Source organism: Eggerthella sinensis, from assembly GCF_003339815.1.
Lineage (GTDB): Bacteria > Actinomycetota > Coriobacteriia > Coriobacteriales > Eggerthellaceae > Eggerthella > Eggerthella sinensis.
This window is the reverse complement of the sequence record NZ_PPTT01000002.1, coordinates 153,899-168,776: the sequence shown is the minus strand read 5'-3', so window position 1 is coordinate 168,776 and position 14,878 is coordinate 153,899. Positions and strand designations below refer to the sequence as shown.

Here is a 14,878-nt window from a genome sequence, read left to right as displayed (position 1 = left end):
CCGTCGTGCATGAGGAGGGGGGCTACCAAGGCGCTTTGATGCGCCAGCCCGTGTCCGTTGTTTCGACGAACAGCAATCCTATCAGGAACAGCGCCGAGCATGCGCACCCTATAAAGGCGATGAGCGCCGTCACCCATTCAACTCCCGAATTCATCGCTCCAAGCTCCTTTCCGATGCGCACAGCGTACTGCGGCGAAGCTAAAGAAGCCGAAAAGATCCGGGCGCTGTTGCAAGGATTGCGTTAAGGGAAGAGGGGGAGGGGCCGCGTCGCCGCCCGCTGCCCTACAGCGCATCCTCCTCGGGGGCGACGGTGCGCTCGTTCACGAGGTCGACGATTTCCTGCTTGCTGTGCACGTCGAGCAGGGCGTACACCTTCTTCGTGTGGGTGCGCACGGTGTTCTCCGAGATGAACAGCTTTTTCGCGATGGAGGGCACGTCGTAGCCGTGCACGAGCAGGTCGAGCACCTCGGTTTGCCGCTGCGAAAGCCCGCGCTCCTGCGACAGCTGCGCGCACGCCTGCTGCAGCACGTCGACGCCGGCCGGCTGCGCCGCCGACGACTTCGCGCTCGCGTTCTTCCGCACGAGGATGAACATCACCAGCGAGCAGCCGTACAGCAGCACGAACACGCTCGTGACGATTTGCGTCTCCTGCGACAGCGAGCTTGCGCCGATGAGGGTGGCAAGCCCTTCGCCGATGAGCCGCGACACGTACGTCACGCCGGCGAACAGGGAATACACGAACACGAGGCTGATGCGCTTCTCGCGCGCGATGGAGATGCACGACATCATCATGACGATGGAGAACAGGGTGAAGCCGAAGCTGCCCACGAACAGGATGAGCACGCGATAGCGCTCGGGGACGAAGGGGAACAGCAGAAACGCGGTGATGAGCACGGGAAACAGCACCACGTACGCCTTCGAGATGGTGGTGGCGCGGTCGAGCGCCAGCCACACGATGGCGAGGACGGCGGCCGACAGCAGGTTTGCCGAGAACACGATGACGCAGTTGTCGAGGAAGGCAAGCTCGCCGGTGAAGGCCACCGACCCCAGCACGGGCGACACGATGCCAATCATGATGATGCACAAAAGCGGCTTCCAGAACTGCCCGCGCACGTTGCGGTAGGCGGCGGGTGCCTCGAGCGGGTCGAGCTCGGCGGGGTCGTCGCCGCGGAAACGCAGCGCCACGAACAGCAGCACGAGGTTGCAGAACACGAGCACCGACACGGTGAACAACAGCCCCGACTGCCCGAACGCGAAGAACAGCCCGAACGGCAGCAGCGACAGCACCGATCCCAGGATGATCTGCTTCTTCGCCTCGCGCAACACGCTGAGCGACAGCACCTTCTCCCAACTGATGAAGCAGCAGGTGGTGCCCAGGCCCACGAGCACGCCCGACGCGCTGAGCATGGGAAGCGACCAGGTGAGGAAGTAGCCCAGCAGAAAGATCATGCCGGCCGACATGAGCAGCACCGCTTCCACGAACGGCGCGCGGTTGAACAGGTGCGGGAAGCGCGTCGTGCCCAGGAAGTAGCCGAAGAACGCCACGATGTTGCTCACGTACAGCGGGGTGCTCCAATGCGCCTGCGCGTTCTCGCCGAACACCGATTGCGGCAGAAATGAGAAGCCCCACAGGGAAAACGAGTTCATGGCCAGGAAGGATGCAAATCCTATCCCGACCAAAAACAGCTGAGCTTTTCTGGTATGCGCCATATCCCCTCCCGAGCGCTTATTGTAGGCGAAATTCCGGTGCGATGCCCGTTCGCGGCGGCTAAAAGTTGAGGCGCGAGCGGGCCGTTTGCGGAATTCACCTGATCCATGTGACCCCTTGCGCGGCGAAACACCAGCCCCGTGTGAGCGCATGGCCGGGCGTTCGGTGCAACACTGAGGGCAGGTTCCGGCATCGATCACAGGAGGGAAAGACATGGAACTGAATCGTCGAGATTTTCTTAAAGGGGCATTGGCAACCGGCGCGTTGGCGGCCACGGGCACGGCGCTTGCGGCCTGCTCGCCGGCGGGCGGCGCATCCGGCGGCTCCGACGCGAAGGCGACGGGCGCCGAAGGCTCGTCGTCCGCGTCGGGCAGCGTGCTGACGGCCGACAACTACCAGGACATGAAGTGGAGCTTCGAGATTCCGCCCGAGCCGGTGGCCGACGCGGACATCGCGGAGACGTACACGCACGACATCGTCATCGTGGGCGCGGGCATGGCCGGGCTGTGCACGGCCGTTTCCGCAGCCGAGCAGGGGGCCGACGTCATCGTGTTCTCGGCAAGCTCGAAGCCCATCTCGCGCGGAGGATCGAACCACGCCATCGGGTCGAAATATCAGAAGGAGAAGGGCATCGACTACTCGCCCGAGGCCGCGCGTGAAATCGTGAAGGCCGAGCAGACGGCCGGCACGTACCTCATGGACAAGAAGAAGTGGGAGCGTTGGATCAACCATTCCGGCGAGTCCATCGACTGGACCATCGACCACATGGAGAAGCAGGGCCTCAAGTGCTGCCTCGAACCGGGCTACACCGACCCCGACGGCACCATCACCGTGCCGCCCGCGTCGCACAACTTCTACACCGACGAGCAGCCCTTCGGTGCCCTGTTCGGTGCACCGCTCGAGGCGCATGCCTACGCGAACATCTTCACCGACGACTTCGGCGGCGAGATTCACTACAAGACGGTGGGACAGTACCTCATTCGCGACAACGACAACACGGGGCGCGTGTCCGCCGTGGTGGCGCAGCGCGAGGACGGGTCGTACGTGAAGTACGTGGCGAACAAGGCCGTGGTGCTGGCCACGGGCGACTTCTCCAAGAACCCCGACATGATGGCGAAGTACAGCCCGTGGGCCTGGGAAAACTTCAAGGACTCGCTCACGTTCGGCGATGTGGACTACGATGCCGAGCTCGTGTACTCGGGTCTCATGCCGGGCGACGGGCAGAAGATGGGCCTGTGGGTAGGGGCCGCGTGGCAGAAGACGTACCCGGTGCCGCCCATGATCAACGGCGGCGCGTCGGGCCCGGCGCACGGCGTGATCTCCAACTTCTGGGGCCTCAACATGGACATCCATGGCGAGCGCTACCAGAACGAATGCACGAACTTCGCGTACGGCGCCATCTCGGTGCTGCAGCTTCCGCAGAAGACCGCGTACGCGGTGTGGGACAAGGCGTACGCGTACACGCAAGACGAATGGGAAGCGTTCGGCTGCTGCATCGACTACGAGAACGGCATCATGCCGAGCACGCCCGAGGAGATGATCGCGTCGTGGGACGCGGCGGCCACCGAGGGCAAGTCGTCCATCGGCACGGGCGCGACGTACTACAAGGCCGACACGCTCGAAGAGTTGGTCGAGCAGATGGAGGGCATCGACAAGGAGCAGGCGCTTGCCACCATCAAGCAGTACAGCGCCTACGCCGAAGCCGGCCTCGACGAGCAGTTCCACGTGAACCCCGACATCCTGTACCCCATTTCCACGCCGCCGTTCTACGCGACGAAAATCACGGGCGCGACGTTCCTCACCGTGTGCGGCGGCCTGCGCACGAACGATAAGATGCAGGTGTGCGAAGAGGACGACACGCCCATCGAGGGCCTGTACAACACGGGCATCATGACGGGCGACTTCTACGCGAACACGTACAACTTCGTCATGCCGGGCCAGAACCTCGGCGCGGTGTGCGGCACGCTGTCGTACCTGCTCGGGCGCGATCTCGCCGAGCTGTAGCACCCTCATTCTCCCCAGCCCATTCCTCCCTCCGCTGCGGTCGCCCTTCCCGGGCGGCCGCAGTTCGTGTGGGAGATGTTTCACGTGAAACATCCGTACGCTATACTGGGCGGATGGTGCGCGGTGCATTGTGCGCGGCGACACGACGGCGGCGGCGGAAGGATTGCAGATGACCGAGTGGGAGAAGATGCTGGCGGGCGAGGTGTACGACTGCGGAGACCCGCAGTTGATGGCGCGTTGGCACGAGGCGAAGAACCTCACGCGCGACTACAACCGCACCGATTCGGAGGATTTGGCGGAAAAGGACCGCATCCTCGGCGAGCTGCTGGGCGGGCGCGGTGCGCGCCTGTGGATTGCCGCGCCGTTCTACGCGGACTACGGCAGCAACATCTTCTTCGGCGACAACTGCGAGGTGAACATGAACTGCCTGTTCCTTGACGACAACAAGATCGTCATCGGGGACAACGCCCTCATCGCCCCCGGCGTGCACATCTACACGGCGTTCCATCCGCAGCGGGCGCAGGACCGCTTCAGCGAACCGCGCGAAGACGGGTCGTTCGCGTTCTGCAAAACCCTTACGGCGCCCGTGACCATCGGCGACAACGTGTGGGTGGGCGGCGGCACCGTCATCCTGCCGGGCGTGACCATCGGCGACAACGTGGTGATCGGCGCCGGCAGCGTGGTGACGAAGGACATCCCCTCGAACACGGTGGCGTACGGAAACCCCTGCCGCGTCATGCACGACAACCGGTGAGCTTGTCTGGTCGCGGTATACTGGGGGCATGAAGAAAACGAGACTGGATACGCTGCTGGTTGAGCAGGGGTACTTCGCCGATGCGGGCGCGGCGCTGCGCGCGGTGCTCGCGCACGAGGTGAAGGTGGACGACGTGTACGCCACGAGCGCGGCGGAGCGCGTGGCGCCCGATGCGGACATCGTGGTGAAGAACCGCAAGCGCTTCGTGTCGCGCGGCGGCCACAAGCTGCAGGGGGCGCTGAACGCGTTCGGCCAGGACGTGCGGGGCCTGCGGTGCCTCGACATCGGTTCGTCCACCGGCGGCTTCACCGACTGCCTGCTGCAGGCCGGCGCGGGAAGCGTGGCGTGCGTCGACGTGAACTACGGGCAGCTGGCGTGGAAGCTGCGGCAGGACGAGCGCGTGGCCGTGTTCGAGCGCGTGAACATCAAGCTGGCCGATCCCGCCGAGCTGGGCGCGCCCTTCGACGTGCTCGTAGCCGACCTCAGCTTCATCGGCCTCGCGGCGCTCGCGCCCACGTTCGCGCGCTTCTCGCAGCCGGGCACGGTGTTCATCGGTTTGGTGAAGCCGCAGTTCGAGTCGCATGCGGGCGAGACGGACCGCGGCGTGGTGCGTGACGAATCGGTGCGGCAGCGCACGGTGGACGAGGTGCGCGACGCCCTCGTGGATGCCGGGTTCGACGTGACCGGCGTGGTGGAATCGCCCATCACGGGCCCGGAGGGCAACGTAGAGTACCTCGTGCGCGCCGTGTTCTCGGAGCGGGGAAGCGTGGTCGGCGCGTGACGAAGGGCGATTTCAAGTCGTTCGCGGCGACGTACCTGCCGGGGTTCTCGTTCTCGTTTCTGGGGACGGGTCTCGTGCTCGTTTGGATTCAGTGCATCCTCTACGCGCGCTACATCTGGGTCGATTCGGGCCTGACCACCGTCGCCATCAACTTCGCCCGGTGCGCTTGCATCGTGGTGCTGGGCGCCATCGCGCTGCGCCGCGCGTTCTCGCCGAAGTTCCAAACCGCGCTCAGTTGGATATCCGCTGTGCTCATGACGGCGGGCAGCCTGCTGTTCTTCGTGCAATCGCTGTTCCCGTCGCTGCCGTTCACCATGGCGGCGGCTGTGTGCTCGGGCGTGGGCCTGGCCTGGGGCGGCGGCATGTGGATCACCTTCTACATACGGCTGGGCCTGCGCGAGGCGCTGCTCGTGGCATTCGCATCGCTGGCGCTGTCCACCACCATCGGCATGTTCATCGGCGTGGTGGAGGAGAGCACGGCGTTCTTCATCAGCATGCTGCTGCCCATGGTGACGCTCGTGATGTTCTTCCAGGCGCAGAAGACGCTCGATGTGCGCGAGGCGCGGGGCGTGGTGGCGCCGCCTCCCGACAACGTGTACGCTGCGGAGCCGCGCTCGACCATCGTGCGCCTCGTGGTGGGCATCGCCCTGTTCAGCTTCGTGCTGGGCGTGTCGCGCGGATTCCCGTTCGGGGAATCCATCAAGCTGTCGCCCCTCTTCCACCTTGTGCAGCACCTCGGCGTGACGGCTATCGGATTGGGCATCATCTGGTGGGCGCTCGTGAAAGGGCGCGGCGTGAAGTTCTCGGTGCTGTGGCAGGCGCAGTTGGCCGCACTGGCCGTGGGCGTCATCCTGCTGTCGACGCTCGATCCGCTGGTCAGCGAAGTGGGCGCGACGCTCATCGCCATCACGAACCTGTTTCAGGTGGGCTTCTTGTGGTTCGTGTCCTACGACGTGGCGCGGCATCGCGCGCTGCCGCCGTACCTCATCGTGGGCTTCTTCTGGTTCCTGCACCTGTTCTTCCGCGAGAGCGGGCGGCTGGCGATGTGGTGGCTCGGCGGGGCAAGCGACATGGAGGAAATGCTGATCATCGCCGGCATGGTGTGCCTGCTGGCCGTGAGCGTGGGGTTCCTGCTCACCGATTCCATCCCGCGCGTGCGACCGCTGTTCGCCGAGGTGTGCGGGCGCTGCCGTTTCCGGCAGGAGACGGAGGCGGCCCTGCGCGAAGGGCGCTTGGCGCACGTTGACGAGCGCGTGTGGCGCCCCGAAGCGCCGGCGACGGCCGACTCGTGCGCGGACGGGCCCGACCCGCGCGAGGCGTTCGTGCGCGAGCGCTACGGGTTGACGAATCGGGAGGCCGAGGTGCTCATGCTGCTGGCCGAGGGCCGCAGCTCATCCTACATCGCCGGCGAGCTCGTGCTGTCGGAAAACACCGTGCGCAGCTACGTGAAGAACATCTATCAGAAGCTCGACGTGCACTCCAAGCAGGACGTCATCGACTTCGTGAAGGCGCTGTAGCGCCACGCGCTCCCCGCATGAGACGAGCCCCGCCTGTTGGTAGGCGGGGCTCGCGGGAGGGGAGGGATGTCGCGAGGTGTGCGGTGCGCAGGCGGCTAGGCGTTCGCGATGGCGCCGCGCGCGGAGATGCGGCCGAAGATGAGGCACTCGGCAATGTTGCCGCCGCCCTGGTACACGCCGCTCCATACCGAGCCGAACTCGCCGGCGCTGTACAGACCGGGGATGGGTTTGCCGTCCGGGTCGAGGATCTCGCCCTGGGCGCTGCGCACGGGGCCGCCGTCGGTGTTGAGGAACGAGGGGCAGCACAGCTGCGCGTAGAACGGCGGCGTGGCCACGGGCGTCAGGGTCTTGGCCGGGCGGTGGAAGTACACGTCAACGCCGTTGTCGCAGCATTCGTTCCACTGGTTCACCGTGGTGGCCAGCTCGTCGGCCGGCACGCCCATCTGCGCGGCAAGCTCTTCGATGGTGTCGGCGGCGTAGGCCAGCTTGTCGGCAACGGGATCGCTCGTCGTGTCGGCGGGAATGGCGCCCGCTTCGAGGCCCGCCTGGTCGAACACGAACCATGCTTTGCGGGGCTGAGCGAGATGCGGCCACTCGCCGCCGATCTGCATGTGCCCGTGACGGCTGCCCACGGCCACCGACGGGTCGTCCCTATATTCGATCTCGGACTTGTTGCTGTAGCCGTCCCAATCCATGTAGTAGCGGCGGCCGTTCACGCCCACGGTGATGCCGTATTGCTTCGGGCAGGGCGAGATGATCTGGTTGTTCGTGAACTTCGTGTTCTCCAGGTCGCGCCCGGCCATCCAGAAGCCGGCCACGTGCTCCATGTGCCAGAAGTCGGCACCGATTTTCATGCAGGCCTTGTGCCCGTCGCCCGTGTTCAGCTCCTCGACGGCCGGGTGCGCACCGCCCTGCCCGATGAAGTCCTGGCGCATGGTGGGGTTGGCCTCGAAGCCGCCCGTGCACATGATGACGCCGCGGTTCGCCTTGACGTTCTTGCCGTCGATGACCGCGCCCAGGATGCGCTTCGTTGACGGGTCCTGAATGAGCTCCTCGAGGGGCGCTCCCGTGCGGTACTCGATGACGTCGCTGTGATCGGCGATGACGCGGTCGAGCAGTTTCGTGATGTGCTTGTCGCCCTTGATCTCGGCGTCTTTCTTGCCGGCGATGGTCAGCTTGCCCAGCGAATAGCAGTGCTCGAACTCGGGCCACTCGGGCGTGGACGCGAGCGGGTCGTCCTTCGTGGTGGGCGCGATGATGGAGGCTTCCTCAACCACGCCTCCCAGCGTGTCGAACACCCAGGGGTAGTTTTCCACGGCGCCCTTGGCGTACGCGGCAATCACATCGTCGGGCGTGGTGCCCTCCTCGCCGCGCATTTCCAGCATGTACTGGTTGAACGCGTCCTCGTCCTCGGCGTACACGACGGTGCCTTTGCAGTACGGGCTGTTGCCGCCGGGCATGGTGCCCTTCTCGGCCAGCAGGCACGTTGCGCCGTCGCCCTCGAGCGCGACGGTGATGGCTGCGGCCTGCCCGGCGCAGCCCGCGCCGACAACCACGACGTCGAACTCTTCGTCCCACTTCGTGTCGGCGCCGGCGGCCGTGGATGCGGCGTTGCTGCCGCTCGCGCCGCCGCCCTGCGGCGCGCACCCCACGATGCCGAGCCCTGCGGCACCGGCAAGCGCCACGCCGGCCGTCTTCAAGAACGTGCGGCGGCTCTGCTTGAGCAGGTTCGTGCTGTCTTCCATGATGGTTCCTCCCTGTTGCGACGATGCTGCTGATGCAGCCTTCCGGCCCGTGCGCATCCATCCGCTCCCCGCCGATTGCTCGGATGCTGCGATGGTTCCCACGCATCGGACAAGGAGTATGCTATCCATCGCAGCGAACGTGCGGCACACCCTAAGTGCAGCGTTTTGATAGGGAATGCCCGCACCCCCGCATTTTGCGGGGTCGTGCATGATAAGGTATATGATCTGGGAAAACGGAAAGGACGGCCATGATGAGCACCCTGTTCACCCTGTGCTGCGCGCTTTCGGCGGGCGTGATCTTCGGGTTTTTGGCGGGCGGCTTGAAGATGCGGGCCCATGCCCGACGGCCCGAGAAGCATCGCTACAGCGAGGCGCAGTACCGCAAGAGCGCGGCGTTCAGGAAGAACGTGTCGGCGGTGCTCAAGTACGTCACCATGATCATGCTCGCGCTGGGCTTCGTCTGGTGCGGGTACTACCTGGTGCTGGGGGCGGTGGACGCGTCGCAGGCCGAGTACGCTACCGCCATGTCGCAGCTCATCGTGTCGGTGCTGACCATCGTGTCCATCGTGTTCGCGTTCTCCGAGTTCATGCGCGCTTCGTTTCAGCGCGATGCGGAGGAGCGGCTGGCGTTAGGAAAGGACGATCGTCATGAGCGTGATCGGTAACATACTGTGGTTCATATTCGCGGGATTCTGGCAGGGCGTAAGCTGGCTGCTCGTGGGGTTGCTGTGGTGCATCACCATCGTGGGCATTCCCGTGGGCACGCAGTGCTTCAAGATGGCGGGGCTCGCGTTTTTCCCCTTCGGCAAGGAGGTGGAGTACGGCGGCGGCGCGGGGTCGGCGGTGCTCAACGTGCTGTGGTTCATCTTCGGTGGCGTGTTCTTGGCGCTTGAGGCCCTGCTCAACGGCGTGCTGCTGTGCATCACCATCATCGGCATCCCCTTCGGCATGCAGTGCTTCAAGCAGGCGAAGCTGGCGCTGCTGCCCTTCGGCGCGGTGGTGCGCGGAAAGTAGGGGAAGGTTGCGAGGCCGGCAAGCGCACGGTACGGACGCTTTCGCTGCATATTCGGGCGAGGCATTGCGAGATAGCCACCACGATGTTCGGTAGGGCGAAGGCCCGCTCGCATGGCGTCGCGGGCGAGCCTTCAAGGAGGAAGAGAGGATGCTACTATACGTATGCGCTAGCGGAGTTGGCGGAGATGTAACCCCATGTCGCTGCGTTGCCGAGTCCGCAACCTCCTTGGCCGCCGGCCGAGCTTTGACGCATGCCAATTGCTTCACCGCCTGCGTACAGGCCCGGTATGGGTTTTTCACTTTCGTCGAGAACGTTGCCGTCTTCGTTTACGCGCATTCCACCCGTGCACTGCAGCTGGTAGGGTACGGTTTTGATCGCATAGAGGATGCCGGTTAGCTTCTGCATGCCTTCGCGCCCAAAGTCGGGATCGACGCCCTCGTCGCAGTGGTCGTTGTACGTTTCGATGGTGTCGACGAACGCGGCGGCATCGATGCCGGCCGATTTGGCGAGCTCTTCTGCCGAAGCGGCCTTCCACGCCACTTCGCCCTTGTCTATCAAACTGTTCAGCAAATCAACGCTTTGCCAGGGCGTGAGCTCCCCTTCAAGGTAGCTGGTGAGTACGATGGGACGGAGCCCGTCGATGAGCTGGGCTTCGGAAAACACGACGAACCCGATATTGTCGCTCGCTTTACCCCAAGCCGCTTTGGCGAGAAGCGGCTTGTCCTCGTTCGCCATACGGGTTCCTTCTTGGTTGATCCATATGATGCCGGGAAGCTTGAGGTTTGCTTGGTACCGCATTTCGAATCCGGCGTTCGGAATGCCACCGGCGTACGGCGCGTACACGGCTCGCTCGATCATCTTCGCGCCTGCGTTCTCAGCGAGCTCCCAACCATGGCCGGACGCCGTGGAGGGGGAACAGCTGCCGCAATTTTTGTACGGCATCATCTCCTGATTGTGGCTGTAGCCGCCCGTGCCCAAAATGACGGCCTTGAACGGAAATTCCTTGACGTCTCCGTTGGCGTAGGTGATTTCCAGGCCGGAAACGGCGCCACCGTCGTCTTTCAGGATGCTCGTCGCGCGCGACTCCAAGATGATGGAGGCGTTTCCCTTTTGGACCTCGTCCTGGATGATTTCGATCAGCGCCATGTCCATTGCACCTCCCCCGTTGTTCACGCCGTAGATACGCGGCTCGTCGGGCGGGGTGTACAGACCGTAGCCGCCCTTGCGTTCGCCGAAGTCGACGTTGACATACGTGTCGAGCCAATCCATGAGCTCTCCTGACGTCTCGGCGTACGTGCGCGTGTTCTCGGGGAAGGGGACGACGGCCGGATCGTCGCTGCCTTGGGTGAGGAAGGAGTAGAACTTCTCGGGAGAGTCCTCTATTCCCTCGGCGCGCTCCATGATGGTACCCGCGCCGGTTATCCAGCCGTCTGAGACGCAGGATGATCCGCCCAGGTGGGCCGTTTCTTCGAACAGTGCGACCGTTTTGCCGTTTTGAAGCGCGCGCACGGCTGCGGTGAGTCCTGTCAGCCCGCCCCCGACAACCGCGATGTCTGCCTCGATCGGGTCTTCCGGCACGATGCCGGTCTCCTTGCCGGTCTTCGCCAGATCGCTCTCGCTCAATCCCGCTTGTGAAAGCGCGTCGGCGATTGCCTCCTTCAGTCCGAAGCTCGTGATTGTGGCGCCTGTCACCGCATCGACGTTGAGGGACTGGTTGCGGATGACCAGTTGCGGAATGCGCGACAGTGCGGAGTTGGCGATCATCGGGGTCTCGTGCTGCTTGACGACCTCGATGGAAGTGATCGCGGTGCCGGAGATGCCTACCTTCACCAGGATGTTTCCCATCCGGCCGGATCCCGAACCGGTGTAGATCATCGCATCGCCGGTAGCAAGCGCGTCTGCGTCTGCGGCTGACGATGCGCCGGTGGGCGCGCATCCTGCCAAGCTCAGTGCCGAAACGGCGCCGATGGTTGCGGCTCCTGTCAGGAAACGGCGACGGGTGAGTCCGGTCGTGGATGATGATCTTGCTGCGATGTTCATGGTTCCCTCCTTGTTCACGGTTTACTTCTGCGCCGTCGCACATGCTTGTGCCGGCTCTGAGCCTGTTATAATCGGGTTCGGCAATCTCGCCCATCGCTGCGATGTGGTGATAATCGGTTTCGCGACCTGACGGCCACCCTCGCCCCGATCTGGTGAGGGTGGCTTTTGACCTGGAAAGATAGAAGGAAACTCATGGTGAAGCTCGGGTCTGACAGCGTTGGTGCCCTGGTGAGATCCTATGCGAAAGGCCCGCTCGGCCTTTCGTTTCTGATGGCTTGGATCTACGGGACGTTCTACTCCTCGATGGTGTGGAGCGGTGAAAACGTAGCGATATCAGAGCTTCCTTGGATCGCGTCGATGCTGCTTTCGGGACTCCTGGGTCTCGTCGGCTTCTTCGCGTGCAGACGACGGTCGGCGGTCATGCTCGAATCGAGACGATGGCTGCCTATCGTTGCGGCTTTGCTCTGCGCTTTTGGTATGGTGCTCGTCGGGCTTTGCCGACGCTACGAGGTTGCTTCACCTCTCGTCATCGTGCTGTGTGTGATCCCCGTGGCTGGGGGATTCTCGTTGCTCACGGTGCTGTGGGGAAGCAGGGTTTCACGGTATGACGAAGCGATGATCGAGTTCTCGGTACCGATGTCGTTCATAATCGCACGGATAATCTACGCCGCCCTTGGCTTGCTCGATCCGTTTGCGTCATTTGCCGTCATGGTCGCACTGCCTTTCGTTTCGGCTGCCTTTTTGCGTTTCCGTTCGTCGTCGAGCGAAGATTTGGAAAGGGTTCGCGCAACTTCAAGCATGCAGACCGGTGGTTCGATCAGCACGATCCGTCCTTTCTCGGAGACGCGCGGCATCGTTGCGGCGACCGCCATGCTCATGGTGTTTCGGTTCGGATACGGCGTGATTCGCATTGCCGCGGACGGTCCTGCTGCGCAAGGATGGTGGTACGTCCTGCTGATGCTGTTCGTTCCCGTAACGGTGTTCGGGGTGTTCGTCGTGCTCGCGCTCACGTCCGCGCGTTCCATCACGTCTTCCCTTGTAACGCGTTGGACGCTCCCCGTGCTGCTGCTCGCTTTCGCCCTTGTGCCGGTAGACGCGTCGGTCGGGCACCTGTGGTCACGTCTGGCCAATTCCGTTGTTTCCATCGTTTTGCAGGCGTTCTTCTGGATACTGCTGGCGAAGGTGGCCCATCGCCATCCTGGAAGCGCCCCCTTTTTCTTTTCGTGCTACCTGATCGGGCTGGGGCTGGGCATGGCATTCGGCGAATGTTGTGGTTTGCTGGCGGCTTCGCTGTTGGGCGAGACGCTTGCTCAGCTGTCTTTGCCGTTCGTCGCTGCCGCGGTGGTAGCCGTGGTGATGGCGCTCGAAGAGCGATCTCGCTCGTTCGGGGTTGAAGGGGATGTCCGGACGACGAGCGAAAGTCGCGCGGGGCAGCTAGCTGAAGACGGAGTGGTGGATGCGCTTGACGCGATGCTGAGCGACCAGGCGCGGCGCATGGCCGTGTCATACAAGTTATCGCCGCGTGAAGAGGAGATCGTCGCGTATCTCCTGGCGGGAAGGAATCGCCCCTACATCCGCGATACCCTTTTCATCTCGCTGAATACCGTGAATACCCATATCAAGAACGCGTTCGCGAAAATGGATATTCACTCGCAGCAGGAGCTGTTGGATATAGCGCGCGCCGAGTTTCCTACCCGACTGCCCGAGCGGTCCAGCTCGCATCCGAATTGGCGCGCGAAGCGGATTCGATGAAGCTTGCTTCTCGCCGACCCGTGGCTGAGCTCCGGGGCTTTACGCTTGCTGCTCGAAGAGCACGAGCAGTTCTTCCTTGTTGCCGGTCTGCGTTTTCTGGTAGATGTGCCGCAGGTGCGTTTTGACGGTGTTCTTCGAGATGAACAGCGCTTCGGCCACGTAATCGAGGCGGTGCCCCGTCACCCACAGCTCGAGGATTTCCCGCTCGCGCGCCGTGAGCCCGGCGGTGTCGGCCATGCGGTCGAGACGTCGCTGCAGCACCTCCTCGGCGTTGACGATCACTTCTTTCGGCTGGTCGCTCGTGGCGAAGAAGTACATGCTGGGCACCAGCATGAGCAGCGCGAGGATGGACAGCGCGGCCGGGTCGAGCGGGGCCGCCATGCCGATGCCGGTGCCGGCCGCGCGCCCGAGCTCGCCGGCGATGAGGCCGAGCCCGCAGATGAGAAACGGGCTGACCCGCGTCTTCTGCGCGATGTCGAGCAACACGAACCACATGGCGATGGACACGCACTGCTGCGTGGCCAAGATGACGCAGTGCTGCGCCACCTTGAAGGGGGTGGACGTCGTACCCGAATCTGCACCGATGAACAGGCCCGATAGCGCATAGCATACGGCCATGATGCCCACGAACACCATGAGGGCCTTCTGGAAATCGCCCTGGCGCTTCGAGGCGAGCAGCAGCAGGATGAGCACGGCGGCCACCGCGTTGCCGCCGATGATGGACCACCACGAGATGAATCCGCCCGCCTCGGCCGATCCCGGGAGGATGGCGCTTGCGGCGAGGGCGCAGAAGATGCCAGCGAGGAACTTCCACGACGGCTGCATCGTGCGCACATTCCACGAGGGCGCCTGGTAGGGCGGCACGGACGGCGAGCGGCGCAGCACGATGATGAGCAGCACCGAGCCGAGCGGCAGCAGCTTCATGAACGCGAACGACCATGCGGGCGGCAGCACCTGCACGAGCGCGAGCACGACGACGGCAAGCGCGAGCGAGCCGGCGGTGCGGCTGATGATGGTGCGCAGGGGCAGCTGCGCGTACGCCTCGCTCCATGCCAGGTCGATGACCGGCAGCACGAGGGCCGACAGCAGCAGGTCGACGGCGAGGAACTGCTGCGGAAGCACGCCGGCGGCCGTGAGCGGGTAGCCGAGCCCTCCCACGATCTCGACGGCCATGGCCGCGACGATGACGCCGGAGTGCAGGCGTACGGGCGACAGTCGCCGGTAGAGCAGCGTGGTGAGGCACGCCGAGCAGGCAAGCGCGCAGAAGAACGCGAAGCGCGTGGCGACGAGCGCCCCTTCGTCGGTGAATCCGCCGCCCAGCGACGGCGTGGGCGACAGGACGAGCAGCAGGGTTGCCAGATACAGGCCCCTGCCGATGTACAGCCACGATGCGGCCCCTTGTTCGCGCGCCAAGCGCCCCTCCTTCTCCGCTCCCTCCGGGAGCTTCCATTATAGGCAAAAACGGCGCGGACGCGACGGCAAGACGAAGGCGCGGCCCGGAGGGGCCGCGCCTGATGGTTCGGGCTGAGGGAGGGGGAGCCCGAACGCTTCGAGGGGAGGGT

12 protein-coding genes are annotated in these 14,878 nt (G+C 64.2%); 7 read left to right on the top strand and 5 right to left on the bottom strand.

Annotation, left to right across the window (positions count from 1 at the left end):
- Window positions 1–22: 22 nt before the first annotated feature.
- Both C1876_RS18105 and C1876_RS01715 read right to left on the bottom strand, forming a co-directional pair.
- Entirely contained in the window at window positions 23–154 is a 132-nt protein-coding gene (locus C1876_RS18105) for a hypothetical protein (protein WP_264465146.1), read from the bottom strand.
- Between the two features lie 128 nt (window positions 155–282).
- Window positions 283–1,710: a helix-turn-helix domain-containing protein gene (locus tag C1876_RS01715; RefSeq protein ID WP_158544538.1), complete on the bottom strand. Its 1,428-nt coding sequence runs from the start codon at window positions 1,708–1,710 to the stop codon at window positions 283–285.
- 211 nt (window positions 1,711–1,921) lie between these two features.
- On the opposite strand from C1876_RS01715, the gene C1876_RS01710 reads away from it, so the two are divergent.
- The 4 genes from C1876_RS01710 (at window position 1,922) to C1876_RS01695 (ending at window position 6,764) form a co-directional block, all read left to right on the top strand.
- Window positions 1,922–3,712, top strand: a complete 1,791-nt coding sequence (locus C1876_RS01710; RefSeq protein WP_114544999.1) for an FAD-dependent oxidoreductase — start codon at window positions 1,922–1,924, stop codon at window positions 3,710–3,712.
- A 169-nt stretch (window positions 3,713–3,881) separates the two neighbouring features.
- Window positions 3,882–4,466 (top strand): sugar O-acetyltransferase, encoded by a 585-nt coding sequence (locus C1876_RS01705; RefSeq protein WP_114544998.1) that lies wholly within the window; start codon window positions 3,882–3,884, stop codon window positions 4,464–4,466.
- Window positions 4,467–4,494: 28 nt separating this feature from the next.
- Window positions 4,495–5,247, top strand: coding sequence for a TlyA family RNA methyltransferase (locus C1876_RS01700; protein ID WP_114544997.1), 753 nt, complete (start codon window positions 4,495–4,497; stop codon window positions 5,245–5,247).
- Window positions 5,244–6,764, top strand: a complete 1,521-nt coding sequence (locus tag C1876_RS01695) for a helix-turn-helix transcriptional regulator (protein ID WP_114544996.1) — start codon at window positions 5,244–5,246, stop codon at window positions 6,762–6,764. The genes C1876_RS01700 and C1876_RS01695 overlap by 4 nt, the downstream gene beginning before the upstream one ends.
- Before the next feature lie 95 nt (window positions 6,765–6,859).
- On the opposite strand, the gene C1876_RS01690 is transcribed toward C1876_RS01695, so the two are convergent.
- The gene (locus C1876_RS01690) at window positions 6,860–8,509 is read right to left on the bottom strand and encodes an FAD-binding protein (protein ID WP_114544995.1); all 1,650 of its coding nucleotides are present in this window, start codon (window positions 8,507–8,509) and stop codon (window positions 6,860–6,862) included.
- A 248-nt stretch (window positions 8,510–8,757) separates the two neighbouring features.
- On the opposite strand from C1876_RS01690, the gene C1876_RS01685 reads away from it, so the two are divergent.
- Together C1876_RS01685 and C1876_RS01680 are read left to right on the top strand one after the other, a co-directional pair.
- Window positions 8,758–9,174: a transporter gene (locus C1876_RS01685; RefSeq protein WP_114544994.1), complete on the top strand. Its 417-nt coding sequence runs from the start codon at window positions 8,758–8,760 to the stop codon at window positions 9,172–9,174.
- Complete coding sequence (locus C1876_RS01680) at window positions 9,158–9,523, top strand: YccF domain-containing protein (RefSeq protein ID WP_114544993.1); 366 nt, start codon at window positions 9,158–9,160, stop codon at window positions 9,521–9,523. Before C1876_RS01685 ends, C1876_RS01680 begins: the two co-directional genes overlap by 17 nt.
- Before the next feature lie 154 nt (window positions 9,524–9,677).
- On the opposite strand, the gene C1876_RS01675 is transcribed toward C1876_RS01680, so the two are convergent.
- Window positions 9,678–11,564, bottom strand: a complete 1,887-nt coding sequence (locus tag C1876_RS01675; RefSeq protein WP_114544992.1) for an FAD-dependent oxidoreductase — start codon at window positions 11,562–11,564, stop codon at window positions 9,678–9,680.
- Window positions 11,565–11,756: 192 nt separating this feature from the next.
- On the opposite strand from C1876_RS01675, the gene C1876_RS01670 reads away from it, so the two are divergent.
- On the top strand, window positions 11,757–13,316 hold the full coding sequence (locus tag C1876_RS01670) for a response regulator transcription factor (protein WP_114544991.1): 1,560 nt from the start codon (window positions 11,757–11,759) through the stop codon (window positions 13,314–13,316).
- 39 nt (window positions 13,317–13,355) lie between these two features.
- Here C1876_RS01670 and C1876_RS01665 read toward each other — a convergent pair whose 3' ends face one another.
- Window positions 13,356–14,729: a helix-turn-helix transcriptional regulator gene (locus tag C1876_RS01665; RefSeq protein ID WP_114544990.1), complete on the bottom strand. Its 1,374-nt coding sequence runs from the start codon at window positions 14,727–14,729 to the stop codon at window positions 13,356–13,358.
- Window positions 14,730–14,878 lie beyond the last annotated feature (149 nt).

Coding starts and splice junctions, on each gene's coding strand:
- C1876_RS18105 (WP_264465146.1), bottom strand. CDS start 154: ATGAATTCGGGAGTTGAATGGGTGACGGCGCTCATCGCCTTTATAGGG.
- C1876_RS01715 (WP_158544538.1), bottom strand. CDS start 1,710: ATGGCGCATACCAGAAAAGCTCAGCTGTTTTTGGTCGGGATAGGATTT.
- C1876_RS01710 (WP_114544999.1), top strand. CDS start 1,922: ATGGAACTGAATCGTCGAGATTTTCTTAAAGGGGCATTGGCAACCGGC.
- C1876_RS01705 (WP_114544998.1), top strand. CDS start 3,882: ATGACCGAGTGGGAGAAGATGCTGGCGGGCGAGGTGTACGACTGCGGA.
- C1876_RS01700 (WP_114544997.1), top strand. CDS start 4,495: ATGAAGAAAACGAGACTGGATACGCTGCTGGTTGAGCAGGGGTACTTC.
- C1876_RS01690 (WP_114544995.1), bottom strand. CDS start 8,509: ATGGAAGACAGCACGAACCTGCTCAAGCAGAGCCGCCGCACGTTCTTG.
- C1876_RS01685 (WP_114544994.1), top strand. CDS start 8,758: ATGATGAGCACCCTGTTCACCCTGTGCTGCGCGCTTTCGGCGGGCGTG.
- C1876_RS01680 (WP_114544993.1), top strand. CDS start 9,158: ATGAGCGTGATCGGTAACATACTGTGGTTCATATTCGCGGGATTCTGG.
- C1876_RS01675 (WP_114544992.1), bottom strand. CDS start 11,564: ATGAACATCGCAGCAAGATCATCATCCACGACCGGACTCACCCGTCGC.
- C1876_RS01670 (WP_114544991.1), top strand. CDS start 11,757: ATGGTGAAGCTCGGGTCTGACAGCGTTGGTGCCCTGGTGAGATCCTAT.